The sequence below is a fragment of the Escherichia coli genome (assembly GCF_036503815.1).
Taxonomy (GTDB): Bacteria; Pseudomonadota; Gammaproteobacteria; order Enterobacterales; family Enterobacteriaceae; genus Escherichia; species Escherichia coli_F.
Window position 1 is genome coordinate 2,587,570 of sequence record NZ_AP027764.1, and the last position, 20,331, is coordinate 2,607,900.

Consider the following 20,331-nt stretch of genomic DNA (forward strand, 5'->3'; position numbering starts at 1 on the left):
CGTGACCTTCTGGAGTATTTTACGCCAACGCTGCTGGGGGCTGGTGCTCGTGGTGGCGGGCGTCTGCGTGATTACGTTTATTATCTCGCACTTGATCCCCGGCGATCCGGCGCGGTTACTGGCGGGTGACCGCGCCAGCGATGCTATCGTGGATAATATTCGCCAGCAACTGGGACTGGACCAGCCACTGTACGTACAGTTTTACCGCTACGTCAGCGACCTGTTTCAGGGTGACCTGGGAACATCCATTCGTACCGGGCGTCCGGTGCTGGAAGAGTTGCGCATATTTTTCCCGGCGACGCTGGAACTGGCATTTTGCGCCCTGCTGCTGGCACTCCTGGTTGGTATCCCGCTGGGCATACTCTCTGCAGTCTGGCGAAATCGCTGGCTGGATCATCTGGTGCGAATAATGGCCATTACCGGAATCTCCACACCTGCGTTCTGGCTTGGGCTGGGCGTCATTATGCTGTTTTATGGTCATCTGCAAATTCTTCCCGGCGGCGGAAGGCTTGATGACTGGCTGGATCCACCAACGCACGTTACCGGCTTTTATCTGCTCGATGCGCTGCTTGAAGGCAACGGTGAAGTCTTCTTCAATGCGCTGCAACATCTCATCTTACCGGCATTAACGCTGGCGTTCGTTCACCTGGGGATTGTCGCTCGCCAGATCCGCTCAGCTATGCTGGAACAATTGAGTGAAGACTACATTCGTACCGCCCGGGCCAGCGGCTTGCCCGGCTGGTATATCGTTTTATGTTATGCGCTACCCAATGCGTTGATCCCCTCGATTACCGTATTGGGGCTGGCGCTGGGCGATTTGTTGTATGGCGCAGTGCTCACCGAAACCGTTTTTGCCTGGCCCGGAATGGGTGCATGGGTAGTAACATCAATACAAGCGCTCGACTTCCCGGCAGTGATGGGCTTTGCCGTCGTGGTTTCATTTGCTTATGTGCTGGTCAACCTGGTGGTGGATTTGCTCTATTTGTGGATTGATCCGCGTATCGGACGTGGAGGTGATGAATGATGCTAAGCGAGGAAACGTCCGTCGTACGCCCACCAAAACAAACGCGATTTAACGGTGCAAAACTGGTATGGATGCTGAAAGGCAGTCCGCTCACCGTGACCGGCGCAGTCATCATTGTATTAATGCTACTGATGATGATTTTTTCACCGTGGCTGGCGACGCATGATCCCAACGCCATTGATTTAACTGCCCGCCTTTTGCCGCCTTCTGCGGCGCACTGGTTTGGCACCGATGAAGTGGGACGCGATCTGTTTAGCCGCGTACTGGTCGGCAGTCAGCAATCAATTCTCGCCGGATTAGTGGTGGTCGCCATTGCGGGTATGATGGGTTCGCTACTCGGGTGTCTGTCCGGTGTGCTTGGCGGACGCGCAGACGCGATCATCATGCGCATCATGGACATTATGCTGTCGATTCCTTCGCTGGTGCTGACAATGGCGCTGGCTGCCGCACTTGGACCGAGTTTGTTTAACGCCATGCTGGCGATTGCTATCGTGCGAATCCCGTTTTATGTGCGCCTGGCGCGGGGGCAAACATTAGTTGTCCGCCAGTACACTTACGTTCAGGCGGCGAAAACCTTTGGTGCGTCACGCTGGCATCTGATCAACTGGCATATTTTACGTAACTCCCTGCCGCCGCTGATTGTGCAGGCATCGCTGGATATTGGTAGCGCGATTTTAATGACCGCCACGTTGGGATTTATTGGCCTGGGTGCTCAACAACCGAGTGCTGAATGGGGGGCGATGGTGGCGAATGGTCGCAACTATGTGCTCGATCAATGGTGGTATTGCGCATTTCCGGGGGCAGCGATTTTGCTTACCGCCGTCGGGTTCAATCTCTTTGGTGATGGTATTCGCGATCTGCTTGACCCGAAAGCAGGAGGAAAGCAGTCATGACCCAACCCGTTCTGGACATTCAACAGCTGCATTTGAGTTTCTCCGGTTTTAACGGCGACGTTCACGCGCTCAACAATGTGTCATTGAAAATCAACCGCGGTGAAATTGTCGGTCTGGTGGGAGAATCCGGCTCGGGTAAATCAGTCACTGCAATGTTGATTATGCGTCTGTTACCGACGGGCAGTTATTGCGTACATCGGGGACATATTTCACTGCTGGGAGAAGATGCTCTTAACGCTCGGGAAAAACAGCTTCGTCAGTGGCGCGGCACACGAGTGGCGATGATCTTTCAGGAACCGATGACCGCCCTAAATCCGACACGTCGAATAGGTCTTCAGATGATGGACGTGATCCGCCATCATCAACCAATAAGTCGTCGGGAAGCCAGAGCTAAAGCGATTGCCCTGCTGGAAGAGATGCAAATCCCGGATGCCGTGGAAGTTATGTCGCGCTATCCGTTTGAGCTTTCAGGTGGTATGCGCCAGCGGGTAATGATTGCGCTGGCATTCTCCTGCGAGCCGCAATTGATTATTGCCGACGAACCGACTACGGCGCTGGACGTCACGGTACAGTTGCAGGTACTGCGTCTGCTTAAACATAAAGCCCGCGCCAGTGGAACTGCGGTACTGTTCATCAGCCATGATATGGCCGTGGTGTCGCAACTGTGCGATAGCGTTTACGTGATGTATGCCGGAAGCGTGATCGAGAGCGGTATGACGGCAGACGTTATCCATCATCCCCGGCATCCGTATACCATTGGTTTGCTGCAATGCGCACCGGAACATGGAATACCACGCCAGCCATTACCCGCCATTCCAGGGACGGTACCAAACCTCACCCATTTGCCTGATGGCTGCGCTTTTCGCGATCGTTGCTATGCGGCAGGTACACAGTGTGAAAACGTCCCGGCGCTGACAGCGTGTGGTGACAACAACCACCGCTGCGCCTGTTGGTATCCTCAGCAGGAGGTCATTAGTGTCTGACACGTTATTAACGTTACGCGACGTCCATATCAATTTCCCGGCCCGAAAAAACTGGCTTGGTAAAACTACGGAACATGTTCATGCCATCAATGGTATTGATTTACAGATCCGTCGTGGTGAAACCTTAGGGATCGTCGGTGAGTCAGGCTGCGGCAAAAGCACCCTCGCACAGCTTTTAATGGGTATGCTGCAACCGAGCCACGGGCAGTACATCCGTTCAGGATCACAACGCATTATGCAGATGGTGTTTCAGGACCCGCTCTCTTCGCTTAATCCGCGCTTACCGGTGTGGCGCATCATCACGGAACCGCTCTGGATTGCTAAGCGTAGTAGTGAACAACAGCGGCGAGCGTTGGCAGAGGAGCTGGCTGTGCAGGTGGGTATTCGTCCGGAGTATCTCGACCGCTTGCCTCATGCGTTCTCAGGCGGGCAGCGGCAACGTATCGCCATTGCCAGAGCACTCTCTTCGCAGCCTGACGTGATTGTGCTTGATGAGCCCACCTCGGCGCTGGATATCTCCGTCCAGGCGCAGATCCTCAATTTACTGGTAACGCTACAGGAAAATCGCGGGCTGACTTATGTGCTGATTTCACACAATGTCTCGGTGATACGTCATATGAGCGATCGGGTGGCGGTGATGTATCTCGGACAGATTGTGGAACTAGGAGACGCGCAACAGGTGCTGACAGCTCCGGCACATCCATACACCCGATTATTGCTGGATTCCCTCCCCGCCATTGATAAACCGCTGGAGGAAGAATGGGCATTGCGTAAAACGGAACTACCAGGAAACCGCACGTTGCCGCCGGGCTGTTTTTTCCGCGAACGTTGCCCCCTGGCAACCAGCGGATGTGAAGTCCGGCAATCATTAACAATAAGGGAGGACGGACGTGAGATCAGGTGCTGGCGGGCGCTGTAGAGACGCTAACAACGCATCAGGCAATCACGCGCCTGACGCGTCATACGGCAACGCTTTATGATTTCAACTGGTAATCAAGCGTAATTTCAGCTTTCAGTACCTGAGAAACCGGGCATCCTGCTTTTGCTTTCTGGATAATGCCGTCAAAAGTAGAGGCATCAATACCCGGCACGGCAACTTCGCTCTTCAGGGCGATTTTAGTAATCGCAAACCCGGCATCCACTTTATCCAGCGACACATCGGCGGTGGTATCAATCGATGATGGCGTGAATCCCGCTTCCCCCAGCATTAATGAAAGCGCCATTGAGAAACATGCTGCATGCGCCGCGCCAATCAGTTCTTCAGGGTTAGTTCCTTTTTCGCCTTCAAAACGCGTATTAAATCCATACGGCTGTTGGTTCAGCACGCCGCTCTCGGTGGATACGGTTCCCTTCCCGCGTTTGATATCGCCTTCCCAGTGTGCCTGACCTTTCTTATGGATTGTCATTGTTGCTCTCCTGTGGGCTTAAAAAGGAAATTATAGACTACGTGAGAAACAGTATGAGGATAAGCAGGATATTCCGAATAGAATCCGGCGAAATATTATCTATGTACTTAAATAAAATTCCCACAATAGATAACCGGGAATATATAACTCAAGAGATATTGCATCAATATCAATCAACTCACACCAGCAATATTCCCATTAATATCATGGGGTTAAAATATAAAAATCATCAACCAGGACTAATCTTAACAACGAAGCGGCAAATATTTGCCATGCTGAATGTGCTTTATAAATCTGCGATCCGTAGCAGACACCATAAATACACAGACACGGAGAATCACTATGTTTACTTATTATCAGGCAGAAAATTCAACAGCAGAACCCGCTCTGGTTAATGCCATTGAGCAAGGCCTTCGGGCAGAACACGGTGTTGTCACTGAAGATGACATTCTCATGGAGCTGACCAAATGGGTAGAAGCTTCTGATAACGACATCCTCAGTGATATCTACCAACAAACGATCAATTATGTGGTCAGTGGCCAGCACCCTACGCTTTAAGGTGCTATGCTTGATCGGCAACCTAATTTAGGGGTTTAGCACGTGTTTCTTCGCTACGGCGATATTGTCCTTAAAACTAGCAACAGGATTGAGGAGTTAAAATGAAATCGAACCGTCAGGCACGTCATATTCTTGGACTGGACCATAAAATTTCTAACCAGCGCAAAATAGTTACCGAAGGTGATAAATCCAGCGTGGTGAATAACCCAACCGGCAGAAAACGTCCCGCTGAAAAGTAATCTTTAACAATCAGTCCTCAATGACGATTAAACACCATTGCCTGCGCAATGGTGTTTTTGTTTTTAACTGCTTTATACTTGGAGCCGATGCCCTGGCGGTAAAGCAAAGACGATAAAAGCACCCCAGGGATGGATATTCAAAAAAGAGTGAGTGACATGGAACCAAAAACAAAAAAACAGCGTTCGCTTTATATTCCTTACGCTGGCCCTGTACTGCTGGAATTTCCGTTGTTGAATAAAGGCAGCGCCTTCAGCATGGAAGAACGCCGTAACTTCAACCTGCTGGGGTTACTGCCGGAAGTGGTCGAAACCATCGAAGAACAAGCGGAACGCGCATGGATCCAGTATCAGGGATTCAAAACCGAAATCGACAAACACATCTACCTGCGTAACATCCAGGACACCAACGAAACCCTCTTCTACCGTCTGGTAAACAATCATCTTGATGAGATGATGCCTGTTATTTATACCCCAACCGTCGGCGCAGCCTGTGAGCGTTTTTCTGAGATCTACCGTCGTTCCCGCGGCGTGTTTATCTCATACCAGAACCGCCACAATATGGACGATATTCTGCAAAACGTACCGAACCACAATATCAAAGTGATTGTGGTGACGGACGGCGAACGTATTCTGGGGCTTGGTGACCAGGGCATCGGTGGGATGGGTATTCCGATCGGTAAACTGTCGCTCTATACCGCCTGCGGTGGCATCAGCCCGGCGTATACACTGCCGGTGGTGCTGGATGTCGGGACGAACAACCAGCAGTTGCTTAACGACCCGCTGTATATGGGCTGGCGTAATCCACGTATCACTGACGACGAATACTATGAATTCGTGGATGAATTTATCCAGGCTGTGAAACAACGCTGGCCGGACGTGCTGTTGCAGTTTGAAGACTTCGCACAAAAAAATACGATGCCGTTACTTAACCGCTATCGCAATGAAATTTGTTCTTTTAACGATGATATTCAGGGCACCGCGGCGGTAACAGTCGGCACACTGATCGCAGCCAGCCGTGCGGCGGGCGGTCAGTTAAGCGAGAAAAAAATCGTCTTCCTCGGCGCAGGTTCAGCAGGATGCGGCATTGCTGAGATGATCATCGCCCAGACCCAGCGTGAAGGATTAAGCGAAGAAGCGGCGCGGCAGAAAGTCTTTATGGTCGATCGCTTTGGTCTGCTGACCGACAAGATGCCGAACCTGCTGCCTTTCCAGACCAAACTGGTACAGAAGCGCGAAAATCTCAGTGACTGGGATACTGACAGCGATGTGCTTTCATTGCTTGATGTGGTGCGCAATGTCAAACCGGATATTCTGATTGGCGTCTCAGGACAGACCGGGCTGTTTACGGAAGAGATCATCCGTGAGATGCACAAACACTGTCCGCGTCCGATCGTGATGCCGCTGTCTAACCCGACTTCACGTGTGGAAGCCACACCGCAGGACATTATCGCCTGGACCGAAGGTAACGCGCTGGTCGCCACCGGCAGTCCGTTTAATCCGGTGGTATGGAAAGATAAAATCTACCCTATCGCGCAATGCAACAACGCTTTTATCTTCCCGGGCATTGGGCTGGGCGTTATTGCTTCCGGCGCGTCACGTATCACCGATGAGATGCTGATGTCGGCAAGCGAAACGCTTGCTCAGTATTCGCCGCTGGTCCTGAACGGCGAAGGTCTGGTATTACCGGAACTGAAAGATATTCAGAAAGTCTCCCGCGCAATTGCGTTTGCGGTTGGCAAAATGGCGCAGCAGCAAGGCGTGGCGGTGAAAACCTCTGCCGAAGCCCTGCAACAGGCCATTGATGATAACTTCTGGCAAGCCGAATACCGCGACTACCGCCGTACCTCCATTTAAGTCTCAGCCCGGTAGTGACTGCTACCGGGCAATTTTCCTCTTCCTTTTTCAGATCTCATCCATACTGGGTAGTGGCGAATAAATCTCATTTGCCTCACCTGCTATGCAGAACATCATCCGAAAAGGAGGAAACTATGAAGGCTGCAGTTGTTACGAAGGATCATCATGTTGACGTTACGGATAAAACACTGCGCTCACTGAAACATGGCGAAGCCCTGCTGAAAATGGAGTGTTGTGGCGTATGTCATACCGATCTTCATGTTAAGAATGGCGATTTTGGTGATAAAACCGGCGTGATTCTGGGCCATGAAGGCATCGGTGTGGTGGCAGAAGTTGGCCCCGGCGTTACCTCATTAAAACCAGGCGATCGCGCCAGCGTGGCGTGGTTTTACGAAGGTTGCGGTCATTGCGAATACTGTAACAGCGGTAACGAAACGCTCTGCCGTTCAGTAAAAAATGCCGGATACAGCGTTGATGGCGGCATGGCTGAAGAATGCATCGTGGTCGCCGATTACGCGGTAAAAGTGCCCGATGGCCTGGACTCGGCGGCGGCTAGCAGCATTACCTGCGCGGGTGTCACCACCTACAAAGCAGTAAAACTGTCAAAAATTCGTCCAGGACAGTGGATTGCTATCTACGGTCTTGGCGGTCTGGGCAACCTCGCCCTGCAATACGCGAAAAATGTCTTTAATGCCAAAGTGATCGCCATTGATGTCAATGATGAGCAGTTGAAACTGGCAACCGAAATGGGTGCTGATTTAGCGATTAACTCACGCACCGAAGACGCCGCCAAAATTGTGCAGGAGAAAACCGGTGGCGCTCACGCAGCGGTGGTGACAGCGGTAGCTAAAGCTGCGTTTAACTCAGCGGTCGATGCCGTTCGTGCAGGCGGTCGTGTTGTGGCTGTCGGTCTGCCGCCGGAGTCTATGAGCCTGGATATCCCACGCCTTGTGCTGGATGGTATTGAAGTGGTCGGTTCGCTGGTCGGCACGCGCCAGGATCTCACCGAAGCCTTCCAGTTTGCCGCCGAAGGTAAAGTGGTGCCGAAAGTTGCCCTGCGTCCGTTAGCGGACATCAACACCATCTTTACTGAGATGGAAGAAGGCAAAATCCGTGGCCGTATGGTGATTGATTTCCGCCGCTAAGAGGCCTTTGCTGCGACTGCCATGTTCGGGTCGCAGCCTGTTTTGCGAGACGCTTTCCGCAATTTCACTCTTCTTCTTTTCCTCCCCCATCTTTCCTCTCACAATTCACGAAAACGTAGCGAAATTTGTTGCGCTGCACGGAACAATAGTGATAGTGTTCCTTTCGAAGGAACAAGGATGAAGAGATGATAATGAATTTCAGACACAAGGGATTGCGTGACTTGTTTCTTCTCGGCAAAACCTCCGGCGTTATACCGAGTCAATGGCGATGCATACATACTGGATTACGAGGACTATCACTGATGAAAATGGCCAATCATCCCCGCCCGGGGGACATTATTCAGGAATCACTGGACGAGCTGAACGTCAGCCTGCGCGAGTTTGCCAGAGCAATGGAAATTGCGCCCTCAACGGCAAGCCGATTGCTGACCGGAAAAGCCGCGTTGACGCCAGAAATGGCGATTAAACTTTCTGTGGTGATCGGCAGTTCGCCGCAAATGTGGCTGAATCTACAAAACGCCTGGAGTCTGGCTGAGGCAGAAAAAACGGTAGATGTGTCGCGACTACGCCGTCTGATTACGCAATAAAAAAATGGCGCTTTTTACAGCGCCATTTTCAGCTTAAAGTTCAAAAGAGATTATATCCCTTCTTCACTCTCTTTTTTCGCTTCTGCCTTCTCGATTTCACGATACCAGCGTGGATGGTGTTTCTTCGCCCAACGACGGCTCACCTTCCCTTCGATCATCCCTTTAATCGACCCTTTCACCCAGAATGCCATATACATATGGATCAGGATGGCGTGGATCAGGATGATACCCGCAGCCGCGTGAATAAACAGGCTATAACGGACAACCTGTATCGGGAAGTACTGCGCAAAGTACGGACGCCAGATAATCACCCCGGTCACCAGCAGCACGAAAATCATGCTCATGATCGACCAGAACATCATCTTTTGCCCGGCGTTGTACTTACCAACATCCGCCACTTTGTGTTCATTGCCTTTTAATACTTCGACAATGTTCAACAGCCACGGAATATCTTTCTTATCCGGGATGTTGTGATGCACAAAACGCACAAACATAAACATCAGCGCGACGAAAATCGCAATGCCGAAGAACGGGTGCAAAATGCGTCCCATCTGCGGCGTACCGAAGGTTTGTGTCAGCCATTGCAGCGTCGGGAAGAAGAACGAAATCCCGGACAGCGCTACCAGGAAGAAGCAAATCACCACGGTCCAGTGACAGGCGCGATCAATAAACTTGGTGCGCACAATCATTTTCGACTTACTCATGATGATCCTCCTCGTCATCGTCCACTTCCTTATTCGGGCCAATACCGATGTAGTGGAAAATTAACCCGGCAAAAGTGGCGATAAAGCCAGCCGCTGCCAGCGGTTTCAACGCGCCTTTCCACAGATTTACCGATGTATCGATCTTCGGTTCTTTCGGCAGACCGTGATACAGCTCCGGCTGATCGGCGTGATGCAGCACGTACATGACGTGCGTACCACCGACCCCTTCCGGGTTGTAGACGCCAGCATGTTCGTAACCACGCGCTTTCAGTTTCGCCACGCGCTGTTCCGCCAGCTCCAGCATCTCCTTCTTGGTGCCGAAGTGGATAGCCCCGGTCGGACAAGTTTTCACACAAGCCGGTTCCTGACCAACGCTGACGCGATCGACGCAGAGTGTGCATTTATATACCCGGTTATCCTCTTTGTTGAGGCGTGGAATATTAAACGGACACCCGGCAATGCAGTAACCACAGCCGATGCAGTTTTCCGACTGGAAATCGACAATCCCGTTAGCGTACTGAATGATTGCACCAGCAGACGGGCACGCCTTCAGGCAGCCCGGATCTTCACAGTGCATACAACCGTCTTTACGGATCAGCCACTCCAGCTTGCCGTTCTGTTCGGTTTCGCTAAAGCGCATCACCGTCCAGGACTTGGCGCTCAGATCGGCGGGGTTATCATAAACCCCGACGCAGTGCCCCACTTCATCACGGATATCGTTCCACTCCGAACACGCCACCTGACAGGCTTTACAGCCGATACAGGTGGAAACGTCGATAAGTTTCGCGACTTCTGCTTTGTAATCACGCACCTGAGAAGGCGGCGTGATGGAGTTAGTTGCGGACCTTTTGATAATGTCCTGCGTTTCCATAGCCATCTGTTCGCCCCCTTACGCCTTCTCGATGTTGACTAAGAACGCTTTATATTCCGGCGTTTGCGAGTTTGCATCACCGACATTCGGCGTCAGAGTGTTAGCGATATAACCTTTACGCGCGACACCCTCAAAGCCCCAGTGGATTGGAATACCCACCGTTTCAACCTGCTGACCGTTTACATTCAGTGGTTTCAGACGGCGCGTTACCACAGCCACCGCGCGGATAAAGCCACGCTTGCTGGAGACAGTGACACGATCGCCATTGGCAATGCCTTTCGCCGCCGCCAGCGTTTCGCTGATTTCCACAAACTGTTCCGGCTGAGCAATTGCGTTGAGCAACGCGTGCTTGGTCCAGGTGTGGAAGTGCTCGGTCAGACGATAGGTCGTACCCACATACGGGAACTGCTCTTTTTTACCCATCCGCAGCGCGTCTTGTTCATACAGACGAACCACCGGGTTAGACACCACGTTCGGATGCAGCGGGTTAGTGCCCAGCGGCGTTTCAATTGGCTCGTAGTGTTCCGGGAACGGACCTTCCGCCATTTTGTTGATGGCAAACAGGCGTCCCATCCCTTCCGGCTGCATGATAAACGGTCCGGTTGGCGTACCCGGTGCGGCATTGCCGAAGTCCGGAATATCGTTCCCCGTCCACTTGCTGCCGTTCCACTGGATCAGCATCCGTTTCGGATCCCACGGTTTACCGTTGATATCCGCCGAAGCACGGTTGTAGAGTACGCGACGGTTGAGCGGCCACGCCCAGGCCCATCCCAGCGTATTCCCCAGACCGGACGGGTCTGAGTTATCGCGGTTAGCCATCTGGTTGCCTTGCTCTGTCCAGCTACCGGTGTAGATCCAGCAAGACGATGCGGTTGTACCGTCATCACGCAGATGCGCAAAGCTACTCAGTAACTGACCTTTCTTCGCAATCAGCACGCCATTGGCGTCATAGAGATCTTCCAGCGCATAGCCGTTGTTCTCTTTTGCCACTTCGTCAGACTGCGGCTCGTGCGGCTGCTTGTAGTTCCAGCTCATCTTCATCAGCGGTTCTACACCTTTACCACCTTCGGCTTTGTACAACTCGCGAAGATGATGGTAGATACCCGCCAGAATTTCGCCGTCGTTACGTGCTTCGCCTGGCGCGTCCTGACCTTTCCAGTGCCACTGCAACCAGCGACCGGAGTTAGCGATAGAACCATCTTCCTCAGCAAAGCAGGTCGAAGGCAGACGGAATACCTCTGTCTGAATAGACGCCGGATCGACATCGTTCGACTCGCCGTGGTTCTGCCAGAAAGTAGAGGTTTCAGTCACCAGCGGATCGATAACCACCATGTACTTCAGCTTGCTCAGGCAGCTCACCACTTTGTTTTTGTCCGGGAAGGACGCAACCGGGTTAAAGCCCTGGCAGAAATAACCAGTGACTTTGCCTTCGTCCATCATGTTGAAATACTTGATGACGTCGTAGGTCTGGTCCCACTTCGGCAGCCAGTCGTAGCCCCAGTTATTCTCTTTCTGTGCGGCATCGCCGTAGAAAGATTTCATCAGGCTAACGAAGAACTTCGGATAGTTGCTCCAGTAGTTCACCTGATCAGCCAGCGTCGCTTTCGGCGTGTTCGCTTCCAGATACGACTGCAAATCAACCTGTTTTTCTGACGGCAGCGTCAGATAACCCGGCAGGCTGGTAGAGAGCAGACCTAAGTCAGTCAGGCCCTGAATGTTGGAGTGACCACGCAATGCGTTCACGCCGCCACCGGCCATACCCATGTTACCGAGCAGCAACTGGATCATCGCCATAGTACGGATGTTCTGCGCACCCACGGTGTGTTGGGTCCAGCCCAGTGCGTACAGGAAGGTGGTTGTGCGATCCGGCGCGCTGGTGGAGGCCAGCACTTCACACACTTTCAGGAAGTCAGCTTTTGGCGTACCGCAGATGTTTTCTACTACGTCCGGCGTGTAACGGGAAACGTGCGCTTTCAGCAAGTTCCACACACAGCGCGGATGAGTCAGTGTTTCATCGCGTTTCGCATAGCCGTTTTCATCGAACTGATAGTTCCAGGACGACTTATCGTACTGACGTTTTTCAGCGTCGTAACCGCTGAACAGACCGTCTTCGAACGCAAAATCATCACGCACCAGCAGGCTGGCGTTGGTGTAATGCTTAACGTATTCGGCGTTGATCTTGTTGTTTTCGATCAGGTAGCGCAAAACGCCAGACAGGAACGTAATGTCCGTACCGGAACGAATAGGTGCGTAGATATCCGCCACAGAAGCGGTACGCGTAAAACGGGGATCGACAACGATCAAGGTTGCATCGTTGTTGTTTTTCGCTTCCATCGCCCAGCGAAAACCGACGGGATGCGCTTCAGCAGCGTTACCGCCCATCACCATTACGACGTTAGCGTTTTTGATATCCACCCAGTGGTTGGTCATCGCACCGCGACCAAATGTTGGAGCAAGACTTGCTACCGTTGGTCCGTGTCAGACGCGCGCCTGGTTGTCTACCGCCAGCATCCCGAGGGAGCGGGCAAATTTCTGTGTCAGCATCCCGGTTTCGTTGCTGGCACCGGAAGCACACAGCATACCGGTAGAAAGCCAACGGTTTACCGTTACGCCCTGCTCATTCTTTTCAATAAAGTTAGCGTCACGGTCTGCCTTCATCAGCTTCGCAATGCGGGAGAATGCTTTTTCCCAGCTAATGCGCTGCCATTTGTCAGAACCTGGCGCACGATATTCCGGGTAGCGCAGACGGTTTTCGCTGTTCACGTAATCCAGCAATCCGGCCCCTTTCGGGCACAGCGCACCACGGCTTACCGGATGATCCGGGTCACCTTCAATGTGATAAATCGCTTCTCTGGCGTTTTTCGCGCCATCACCCAGGCTATACATCAATAGCCCGCAACCTACGGAACAGTATGTACAAGTGTTACGGATCTCTTTCGCGCGTAATAATTTGTAGTTTCGCGCCTGAGCCAGTGCTTGCTTCGGGGCAAAACCCAATGCCGCGACTGTTGTTCCCGCCATACCGCCCGCGCAGATTTTAAAAAATTGTCTGCGACTGACGTCCATTGCTTTCCTCTTTTTTCAGGGGTATTACTGCGCGAGGAAACTAACAGTAAAATTCTGAATCTTTTTGCGCGAAATCAAAAAGAACAGCTGTTTGCCACAAAATAATCCGCCTGCGCAAATTGACCTACCTCAATAGCGGTAGAAAAACGCACCACTGCCTGACAGGCCAGTTAAAAAAATGCTATAAAATTCAGCTTAATTTTTAACGGCAAGAGAGACAAAACAGCGAGCATGACACGACAAAAAGCAACGCTCATAGGGCTAATAGCGATCGTCCTGTGGAGCACAATGGTAGGATTGATTCGCGGTGTCAGTGAGGGGCTCGGCCCGGTCGGCGGCGCAGCTGCTATCTATTCATTAAGCGGGCTGCTGTTAATCTTCACGGTTGGATTTCCGCGAATTCGGCAGATCCCGAAAGGCTATTTGCTCGCCGGGAGTCTGTTATTCGTCAGCTATGAAATCTGTCTGGCGCTTTCCTTAGGGTATGCGGCGAGCCGTCATCAGGCGATTGAAGTAGGTATGGTGAACTATCTATGGCCCAGTCTGACAATTCTCTTTGCCATTCTGTTTAATGGTCAGAAAACCAACTGGCTGATTGTACCTGGATTATTATTAGCCCTGGTCGGTGTCTGTTGGGTGTTAGGCGGTGACAATGGGTTACACTATGATGAAATCATCAATAATATTACCACCAGTCCATTAAGTTATTTCCTGGCGTTCATTGGCGCTTTTATCTGGGCAGCTTATTGTACAGTAACGAATAAATACGCACGCGGATTTAATGGAATAACCGTTTTTGTCCTGCTGACAGGAGCAAGTCTGTGGGTTTACTATTTTCTCACGCCACAACCAGAAATGGTATTTAGCGCACCCGTCATGATTAAACTCATCTCTGCGGCATTTACCTTAGGATTTGCTTACGCTGCGTGGAACGTTGGCATTTTACATGGCAACGTCACCATTATGGCAGTAGGTTCGTATTTTACGCCCGTACTTTCGTCGGCGCTTGCTGCGGTACTGCTTAGTGCTCCGCTATCGTTCTCATTCTGGCAAGGCGCACTGATGGTCTGCGGCGGTTCCCTGCTCTGCTGGCTGGCGACACGTCGTGGATAAAATTATTGTCGGGTCATAGCACCCGGCAGTTAACCCGCTAAATTACGACAATAATAAAAAATAAATTTCAAATACCAGTAATTCACCTTATATCTCATTTCGACTTCGATCACATATCGACAAATAATATTATTTCATCTAGTATTCTCATTGTTTTTAATCACCATTCTATTTTAAAAACAGTATGTCATTTGTAAATGACGCCGTTTAAAATTCGTTTAGAAAATAGGTTTAACGATAATTAAAAGGATACTGTTAAATGAAATTAAAAATAGTTGCGGTGGTTGTAACTGGTTTGTTAGCTGCGAACGTAGCACATGCTGCCGAAGTATATAACAAGGATGGTAATAAACTCGACCTTTATGGCAAGGTTACCGCTCTACGTTATTTTACTGATGATAAGCGTGACGATGGTGATAAAACTTATGCCCGTCTCGGTTTTAAAGGAGAAACGCAAATCAATGATCAAATGATTGGTTTTGGTCACTGGGAATATGATTTTAAAGGCTATAACGATGAAGCCAACGGCTCGCGCGGCAACAAAACCCGTCTTGCCTATGCAGGTTTAAAAATTAGTGAATTTGGCTCTCTGGACTATGGTCGTAACTACGGTGTCGGTTATGACATTGGTTCATGGACCGATATGTTGCCAGAATTTGGTGGCGATACCTGGAGCCAGAAAGATGTCTTCATGACATATCGTACCACTGGTGTGGCAACCTATCGCAACTACGATTTCTTTGGCTTAATTGAAGGGCTGAACTTTGCCGCACAATATCAAGGCAAAAATGAACGCTCTGATAACGCTCATCTTTATGGTGCTGACTATACGCGTGCCAATGGTGACGGTTTCGGTATCTCCTCAACTTATGTTTATGATGGCTTTGGGATCGGTGCTGTGTATACCAAATCTGATCGGACAAATGCGCAGGAAAGAGCAGCGGCTAATCCTCTCAATGCCTCCGGTAAGAATGCAGAACTGTGGGCAACAGGTATAAAATATGATGCCAACAACATTTACTTTGCAGCTAATTACGCTGAAACATTAAACATGACCACCTATGGTGATGGTTATATCTCTAACAAAGCACAAAGTTTCGAAGTGGTGGCCCAATATCAATTCGACTTCGGCTTGCGCCCATCACTCGCTTACCTGAAATCAAAAGGCAGAGATCTGGGGCGTTACGGCGATCAGGACATGATTGAGTATATCGACGTTGGTGCAACGTATTTCTTCAACAAAAATATGTCGACCTATGTTGATTATAAAATCAACCTGATCGATGAAAGCGACTTTACCCGTGCCGTAGATATTCGCACCGATAACATCGTCGCAACGGGCATTACCTATCAGTTCTAACATCCTCTCCTGACCAGCCCTTCTCTGGGCTGGTTTTTGATTTAAGTGCTGCTGTATGACTCCTTAAGTAAAAATGAGCAATTTTTGATATTTCTGGTCATTCACCTCAATTAATATTCTTCCATACCCTCCGGGGACATCTTAGTATAATATTTATTGATGAGTGATTATGACCAATATTAATACAGCTTGTGTAAAAAATAATGCCAGTTATCAAGTGAATAACGCATTACCTAACAGAGAAACCATCGCCAGCAATTTTTTTGAACAACTGGCACAATGGGGTGAGAAATCGCTTAATAATGGCGTAGAAAAAAGAACTATTCTAGAGCGAATTAATGAAGCTTACAACTCAAACATGGAATCTCTTAATTTGTCATATCTTGATTTGAGTGAGTTACCGCCTATCCCCCCTACAGTTAAAGCATTGAATTTGGAGGGGAATTGTCTAACTTTCCTTGACTTTAGCGACAATGCTAGTCTTATCAATATCAACCTCACCTTGAATAATATTGAAACGATAACCTTTCCAAATGAATCAAAACTGGAAAATATTTATATCGATTGCAACAAGCTGGAAAGTTTAGATTTAAAAAATCAGCATTCATTGGTTAATCTGGAAGCGCAAAATAATAATCTAAAAGAAATTAATATTTCTGACAGTTATAAACTGAAATTTCTTAACCTTGATAATAACCAGCTAACATCGCTGGATGTTTCTCAACAAGAATCTCTGATTGAGTTAAGTGCTCGTCACAATATGATCAATGATCTTAAATTACACTATCACCCCATGGTGAAAAAAATCGCTTTAAACGACAACCATATTGCAAATTTAAACGCTAAAAGCACTGCGATACTAGAATATTTAGACTTAAGTAATAACAATTTATTACCAACAGATAACATTAATGAGTTAATATCATCAAAACATCTTTGGTATTTATCAGTTAACGGTATTAACAATGATCCTATTGCACAAATGCAGTACTGGAATGCAATAATGGATTTAGTTGATAATATTGATGAAGTGACCATTAAGATATCTTATGATCTAGCAATTAAAAATATCGATACTAGTAATAAGCATCTTGTAGAAGTAAGCAAAAATACTGAAGGTGATAATAAAGAAAACAATGATTCAATGTCGATTCGTTACCGTTCAAAACCTTATTTCAGCAATTTAACTTTAACAGAACAAGAAACAACACTTTCTGAAGAAGAATTAAAAGCTATTCTGCCTATGTATCGCGCGTGTCGGTTTGATAACGACACTCCCCTATCCTCATCCTCATCCTCATCCTCAGAACTCAAGGACGCAACAGGCACCCCTATCTGTTATTACATTTATGATGAGAATAAAACTTCCTTAGGTTATGGACCAACATTTCATAATTGGTTAAGCCAATCCTTTACCACAGAGTTATAAAAAATATCCTGATTTATCAAGGATAATAAATCAAAAAATATATTATTGCCATGGAGTAGTTATGAAGTTTCCTTTAATCTTTTTTAAAACAAAGCAGTCCCTACAGCGACTCCCAGAACAGAATTTATATAGCTGGATGCATGAATTGAATAAATGGAAAGAAGAATGCATAGTCACAGGTGAACTTCATCGTCAAGAATGCCGAAAAGAAGCGGCAGAAAGGATAAACCGTGCTTTTTTATCGAAGCAGAATGACATTGATTTATCTGGACTTAATTTAACCACCCAACCACCAGGACTGCAAAACTTCACATCTATCAATCTTGATGAGAACCAACTCAAACATTTTGATGCAACCAACTACGATAAACTCATCAACCTTAGTCTGAATAGTAATGCTCTTGAGTCTATAAATTTTCCTCAAGGCAGAAATGTAAGCATTAAACATATATCTGTGAATAATAATGCTCTCAGAAATATTGATATAGATGGGCTTTCATCAGTTACTTATTTTAGTGCGGCACATAATCAACTAGAGTTTGTGCAATTAGAATGTTGCGAAAGGCTGCAGTACCTGAATCTCAGCCACAATCAATTAACTGATATTGCTACAGGAAATAAAGATGAACTCTTACTTCTGGATCTATCCCATAATAAACTAACAAGTTTACATAATGCCTTATTTCCCAACTTGAATACGTTACTTATCAACAACAACTTGCTTTCTGAAATTAAAATATTCTTTAGCAACTTCTGCAATGTACAGACATTAAACGCTGCGAACAATCAGTTGAAAAAAATAAACCTTCATTTCCTGACTTATCTTTCATCTATCAAAAGTTTAAGGCTGGACAATAATAAAATAACCCGCATTGACACTAAGAATACATCCGATATTGGAACTTTATTCCCCATAATAAAACAGAGCAAAAACTTAAATTTTTTAAATGTTTCTGGGAAGAACAATTGCCCTACCATGCAGCTCATGTTATTTAATTTGTTTTCCCCAGCACTTAAGCTTAATACTGGCCTGGCAATTCTTTCGCCTGGTGCATTTGAAGTTCACTCTGACGGAGTAGATGTGGATAACGAATTGTTTCACTATACTTTTAAAGAAGCATACACCCCATATAATATACACACTTATAAAACAGAAGAAGTTGTAAATCAGATGAATATAAAAATTAAAAATATGACCTTAGATGAAATAAACAATACTTACTGTAATAACGATTATTACAATGAGGCGATAAGAGAGGAACCGATAGACTTTCTGGACAGATCGTTTTCCTCCAGCTCATGGCCTTTTTAGTGAATAAATCATCACTAATTCTATAAGTGTCTGGTCTTATTAAGAATATAGTTAATATGCAACCCTTTAGATTCACGATCTGAAGGGTTGAAACATGGCATACGTTCAAAGATTAACCCCCGTTTGAAGGTTAGCCTGTTAGTTACATTTAGTAACACATATCTGTCTGCTTAATCCCCATTCTGCCCCCGCGGTTACGCTTTCTTATCTATTCTTTCAATCAGCACTTCACCTAATTCATCCTTAATTCTAATAACTGGCTATTGCGCCTTACCTCCTGTTTTGTCTTTTTTTCATTACCAATGTGTACATGTGAGGAACAATATGGCACTGCAAAATGAGAAAAATAGTCGTTATCTTTTGCGCGACTGGAAACCAGAAAACCCGGCCTTCTGGGAAAATAAAGGAAAGCATATTGCACGAAGAAACCTCTGGATATCAGTCAGTTGTCTACTTCTTGCCTTCTGTGTCTGGATGCTATTTAGCGCAGTTACTGTTAATCTCAATAAAATCGGTTTTAATTTCACTACCGATCAACTCTTTTTATTAACCGCATTACCCTCCGTTTCTGGCGCATTATTGCGTGTCCCCTACTCCTTTATGGTGCCTATATTTGGTGGACGCCGATGGACGGTTTTTAGTACTGCAATCCTGATTATTCCTTGCGTCTGGCTCGGAATTGCCGTGCAGAATCCGAATACTCCTTTTGGGATATTTATCGTTATCGCTTTGCTATGCGGTTTTGCAGGGGCGAACTTTGCTTCGAGCATGGGCAATATCAGTTTCTTCTTCCCAAAAGCCAAACAAGGGAGCGCACTTGGGATTAATGGTGGATTAGGAAACTTAGGCGTAAGCGTGATGCAGCTGGTTGCGCCGCTGGTGATTTTTATCCCCGTATTTGCCTTTCTCGGTGTCAATGGCGTACCACAGGCCGACGGTTCGGTGATGTCGCTGGCGAATGCCGCATGGATTTGGGTGCCATTACTGGCGATTGCCACTATTGCCGCCTGGTTAGGGATGAATGATATCGCCAGTTCACGCGCGTCAATCGCCGATCAATTGCCTGTATTACAACGTCTGCATCTCTGGCTGCTCAGTCTTCTCTATCTCGCCACCTTCGGTTCGTTTATCGGTTTTTCTGCGGGTTTTGCCATGCTGGCGAAAACCCAGTTCCCGGATGTGAATATTCTGCGTCTGGCGTTCTTTGGCCCATTTATCGGTGCCATCGCGCGGTCGGTTGGTGGTGCTATTTCCGATAAATTTGGCGGCGTGCGGGTGACGTTGATCAACTTCATTTTTATGGCGATTTTCAGTGCACTGCTCTTCCTTACCTTACCGGGCACAGGCTCTGGTAATTTCATCGCATTTTACGCCGTCTTTATGGGGCTGTTTCTGACCGCGGGTCTGGGAAGTGGTTCTACTTTCCAGATGATCGCTGTCATCTTTCGCCAGATAACGATTTATCGCGTCAAGATGAAAGGCGGCAGCGATGAACAGGCTCAGCGGGAAGCGGTCACCGAAACGGCGGCAGCATTGGGCTTTATCTCAGCGATTGGCGCAGTTGGCGGCTTTTTTATTCCGCAGGCGTTTGGCATGTCGCTCAATATGACCGGCTCGCCGGTAGGTGCGATGAAAGTGTTTTTGATCTTCTACATCGTTTGTGTGCTGCTGACCTGGCTGGTTTATGGTCGGCGGAAGTTCAGCCAAAAATAAGAAATCGATGCCTGACACGTCTTATCAGGCTACAACCGTGTCGCATCCGACAAGGCATCAGATCCCAATTCATT

18 protein-coding genes and 1 pseudogene are annotated in these 20,331 nt (G+C 48.2%); 15 read left to right on the forward strand and 4 right to left on the reverse strand.

Annotated features, from left to right (window positions below; translation table 11 throughout):
* The first annotated feature begins 1 nt into the window (after position 1).
* The 4 genes from ddpB to ddpF are packed head-to-tail and all read left to right on the forward strand — an operon-like array spanning position 2 to position 3,819.
* Positions 2-1,024 (forward strand): ABC transporter permease, encoded by a 1,023-nt coding sequence (ddpB, locus tag AABJ99_RS12440; RefSeq protein ID WP_338387343.1) that lies wholly within the window; start codon positions 2-4, stop codon positions 1,022-1,024.
* Positions 1,021-1,917 carry a D,D-dipeptide ABC transporter permease gene (gene ddpC, locus AABJ99_RS12445; protein WP_338387344.1) on the forward strand — a complete coding sequence of 299 codons (897 nt, stop codon included), beginning with the start codon at positions 1,021-1,023 and terminating at the stop codon, positions 1,915-1,917. Before ddpB ends, ddpC begins: the two co-directional genes overlap by 4 nt.
* A complete protein-coding gene (gene ddpD / locus AABJ99_RS12450; RefSeq protein WP_039021788.1) occupies positions 1,914-2,900 on the forward strand; it encodes an ABC transporter ATP-binding protein in 987 nt (328 codons plus the stop codon). Before ddpC ends, ddpD begins: the two co-directional genes overlap by 4 nt.
* Positions 2,893-3,819, forward strand: coding sequence for an oligopeptide/dipeptide ABC transporter ATP-binding protein (gene ddpF, locus AABJ99_RS12455; RefSeq protein ID WP_039021787.1), 927 nt, complete (start codon positions 2,893-2,895; stop codon positions 3,817-3,819). The genes ddpD and ddpF overlap by 8 nt, the downstream gene beginning before the upstream one ends.
* A gap of 55 nt (positions 3,820-3,874) precedes the next feature.
* Here ddpF and osmC read toward each other — a convergent pair whose 3' ends face one another.
* A complete protein-coding gene (gene osmC, locus AABJ99_RS12460; RefSeq protein WP_000152299.1) occupies positions 3,875-4,306 on the reverse strand; it encodes a peroxiredoxin OsmC in 432 nt (143 codons plus the stop codon).
* Positions 4,307-4,648: 342 nt separating this feature from the next.
* Between osmC and bdm the strand changes: the two genes are divergently transcribed.
* The 6 genes and pseudogenes from bdm (at position 4,649) to yddM (ending at position 8,689) form a co-directional block, all read left to right on the forward strand.
* Entirely contained in the window at positions 4,649-4,864 is a 216-nt protein-coding gene (gene bdm / locus AABJ99_RS12465; RefSeq protein ID WP_000495766.1) for a biofilm-dependent modulation protein, read from the forward strand.
* Positions 4,865-4,965: 101 nt separating this feature from the next.
* Positions 4,966-5,103, forward strand: coding sequence for a stationary-phase-induced ribosome-associated protein (sra, locus tag AABJ99_RS12470; protein ID WP_000841554.1), 138 nt, complete (start codon positions 4,966-4,968; stop codon positions 5,101-5,103).
* Between the two features lie 156 nt (positions 5,104-5,259).
* Positions 5,260-6,957 (forward strand): malate dehydrogenase, encoded by a 1,698-nt coding sequence (gene maeA / locus AABJ99_RS12475; protein ID WP_338387345.1) that lies wholly within the window; start codon positions 5,260-5,262, stop codon positions 6,955-6,957.
* A gap of 134 nt (positions 6,958-7,091) precedes the next feature.
* Complete coding sequence (adhP, locus tag AABJ99_RS12480; RefSeq protein ID WP_000642407.1) at positions 7,092-8,102, forward strand: alcohol dehydrogenase AdhP; 1,011 nt, start codon at positions 7,092-7,094, stop codon at positions 8,100-8,102.
* Between the two features lie 185 nt (positions 8,103-8,287).
* A pseudogene (locus AABJ99_RS25025) lies at positions 8,288-8,365 on the forward strand (type II toxin-antitoxin system RelE/ParE family toxin); the annotation flags it as partial.
* A gap of 39 nt (positions 8,366-8,404) precedes the next feature.
* Positions 8,405-8,689 carry a HigA family addiction module antitoxin gene (gene yddM / locus AABJ99_RS12485; RefSeq protein WP_039021786.1) on the forward strand — a complete coding sequence of 95 codons (285 nt, stop codon included), beginning with the start codon at positions 8,405-8,407 and terminating at the stop codon, positions 8,687-8,689.
* A 50-nt stretch (positions 8,690-8,739) separates the two neighbouring features.
* Here the strand turns inward: yddM and fdnI are convergent, their stop codons facing one another.
* From fdnI to fdnG, 3 genes are read right to left on the reverse strand one after another with little or no spacing between them, the layout of a single operon-like run.
* Positions 8,740-9,393, reverse strand: coding sequence for a formate dehydrogenase-N subunit gamma (gene fdnI / locus AABJ99_RS12490; protein ID WP_000045645.1), 654 nt, complete (start codon positions 9,391-9,393; stop codon positions 8,740-8,742).
* Complete coding sequence (gene fdnH / locus AABJ99_RS12495; protein ID WP_039021785.1) at positions 9,386-10,270, reverse strand: formate dehydrogenase N subunit beta; 885 nt, start codon at positions 10,268-10,270, stop codon at positions 9,386-9,388. Before fdnH ends, fdnI begins: the two co-directional genes overlap by 8 nt.
* A gap of 12 nt (positions 10,271-10,282) precedes the next feature.
* Positions 10,283-13,330 carry a formate dehydrogenase-N subunit alpha gene (gene fdnG, locus AABJ99_RS12500; protein WP_148936353.1) on the reverse strand — a complete coding sequence of 1,016 codons (3,048 nt, stop codon included), beginning with the start codon at positions 13,328-13,330 and terminating at the stop codon, positions 10,283-10,285.
* Positions 13,331-13,561: 231 nt separating this feature from the next.
* Between fdnG and yddG the strand changes: the two genes are divergently transcribed.
* The 5 genes from yddG (at position 13,562) to narU (ending at position 20,257) form a co-directional block, all read left to right on the forward strand.
* Entirely contained in the window at positions 13,562-14,443 is an 882-nt protein-coding gene (yddG, locus tag AABJ99_RS12505; protein ID WP_072039648.1) for an aromatic amino acid efflux DMT transporter YddG, read from the forward strand.
* Between the two features lie 259 nt (positions 14,444-14,702).
* Positions 14,703-15,803 (forward strand): porin OmpC, encoded by a 1,101-nt coding sequence (gene ompC / locus AABJ99_RS12510; RefSeq protein ID WP_032184219.1) that lies wholly within the window; start codon positions 14,703-14,705, stop codon positions 15,801-15,803.
* Positions 15,804-15,972: 169 nt separating this feature from the next.
* Positions 15,973-17,232, forward strand: a complete 1,260-nt coding sequence (locus tag AABJ99_RS12515; protein WP_039021781.1) for a hypothetical protein — start codon at positions 15,973-15,975, stop codon at positions 17,230-17,232.
* Between the two features lie 61 nt (positions 17,233-17,293).
* Entirely contained in the window at positions 17,294-18,544 is a 1,251-nt protein-coding gene (locus tag AABJ99_RS12520; protein ID WP_039021780.1) for a leucine-rich repeat domain-containing protein, read from the forward strand.
* A 324-nt stretch (positions 18,545-18,868) separates the two neighbouring features.
* Positions 18,869-20,257 carry a nitrate/nitrite transporter NarU gene (gene narU / locus AABJ99_RS12525; protein ID WP_001207897.1) on the forward strand — a complete coding sequence of 463 codons (1,389 nt, stop codon included), beginning with the start codon at positions 18,869-18,871 and terminating at the stop codon, positions 20,255-20,257.
* Positions 20,258-20,331: the final 74 nt, after the last annotated feature.

Excerpts from the sequence above, each read along its gene's own strand:
- yddM (WP_039021786.1), top strand. The coding sequence starts at position 8,405 with ATGAAAATGGCCAATCATCCCCGCCCGGGGGACATTATTCAGGAATCA.
- narU (WP_001207897.1), top strand. The coding sequence starts at position 18,869 with ATGGCACTGCAAAATGAGAAAAATAGTCGTTATCTTTTGCGCGACTGG.
- sra (WP_000841554.1), top strand. The coding sequence starts at position 4,966 with ATGAAATCGAACCGTCAGGCACGTCATATTCTTGGACTGGACCATAAA.
- fdnH (WP_039021785.1), bottom strand. The coding sequence starts at position 10,270 with ATGGCTATGGAAACGCAGGACATTATCAAAAGGTCCGCAACTAACTCC.
- ddpC (WP_338387344.1), top strand. The coding sequence starts at position 1,021 with ATGATGCTAAGCGAGGAAACGTCCGTCGTACGCCCACCAAAACAAACG.
- maeA (WP_338387345.1), top strand. The coding sequence starts at position 5,260 with ATGGAACCAAAAACAAAAAAACAGCGTTCGCTTTATATTCCTTACGCT.
- AABJ99_RS12515 (WP_039021781.1), top strand. The coding sequence starts at position 15,973 with ATGACCAATATTAATACAGCTTGTGTAAAAAATAATGCCAGTTATCAA.
- yddG (WP_072039648.1), top strand. The coding sequence starts at position 13,562 with ATGACACGACAAAAAGCAACGCTCATAGGGCTAATAGCGATCGTCCTG.
- ddpD (WP_039021788.1), top strand. The coding sequence starts at position 1,914 with ATGACCCAACCCGTTCTGGACATTCAACAGCTGCATTTGAGTTTCTCC.
- bdm (WP_000495766.1), top strand. The coding sequence starts at position 4,649 with ATGTTTACTTATTATCAGGCAGAAAATTCAACAGCAGAACCCGCTCTG.
- fdnI (WP_000045645.1), bottom strand. The coding sequence starts at position 9,393 with ATGAGTAAGTCGAAAATGATTGTGCGCACCAAGTTTATTGATCGCGCC.
- osmC (WP_000152299.1), bottom strand. The coding sequence starts at position 4,306 with ATGACAATCCATAAGAAAGGTCAGGCACACTGGGAAGGCGATATCAAA.
- ompC (WP_032184219.1), top strand. The coding sequence starts at position 14,703 with ATGAAATTAAAAATAGTTGCGGTGGTTGTAACTGGTTTGTTAGCTGCG.
- adhP (WP_000642407.1), top strand. The coding sequence starts at position 7,092 with ATGAAGGCTGCAGTTGTTACGAAGGATCATCATGTTGACGTTACGGAT.
- AABJ99_RS12520 (WP_039021780.1), top strand. The coding sequence starts at position 17,294 with ATGAAGTTTCCTTTAATCTTTTTTAAAACAAAGCAGTCCCTACAGCGA.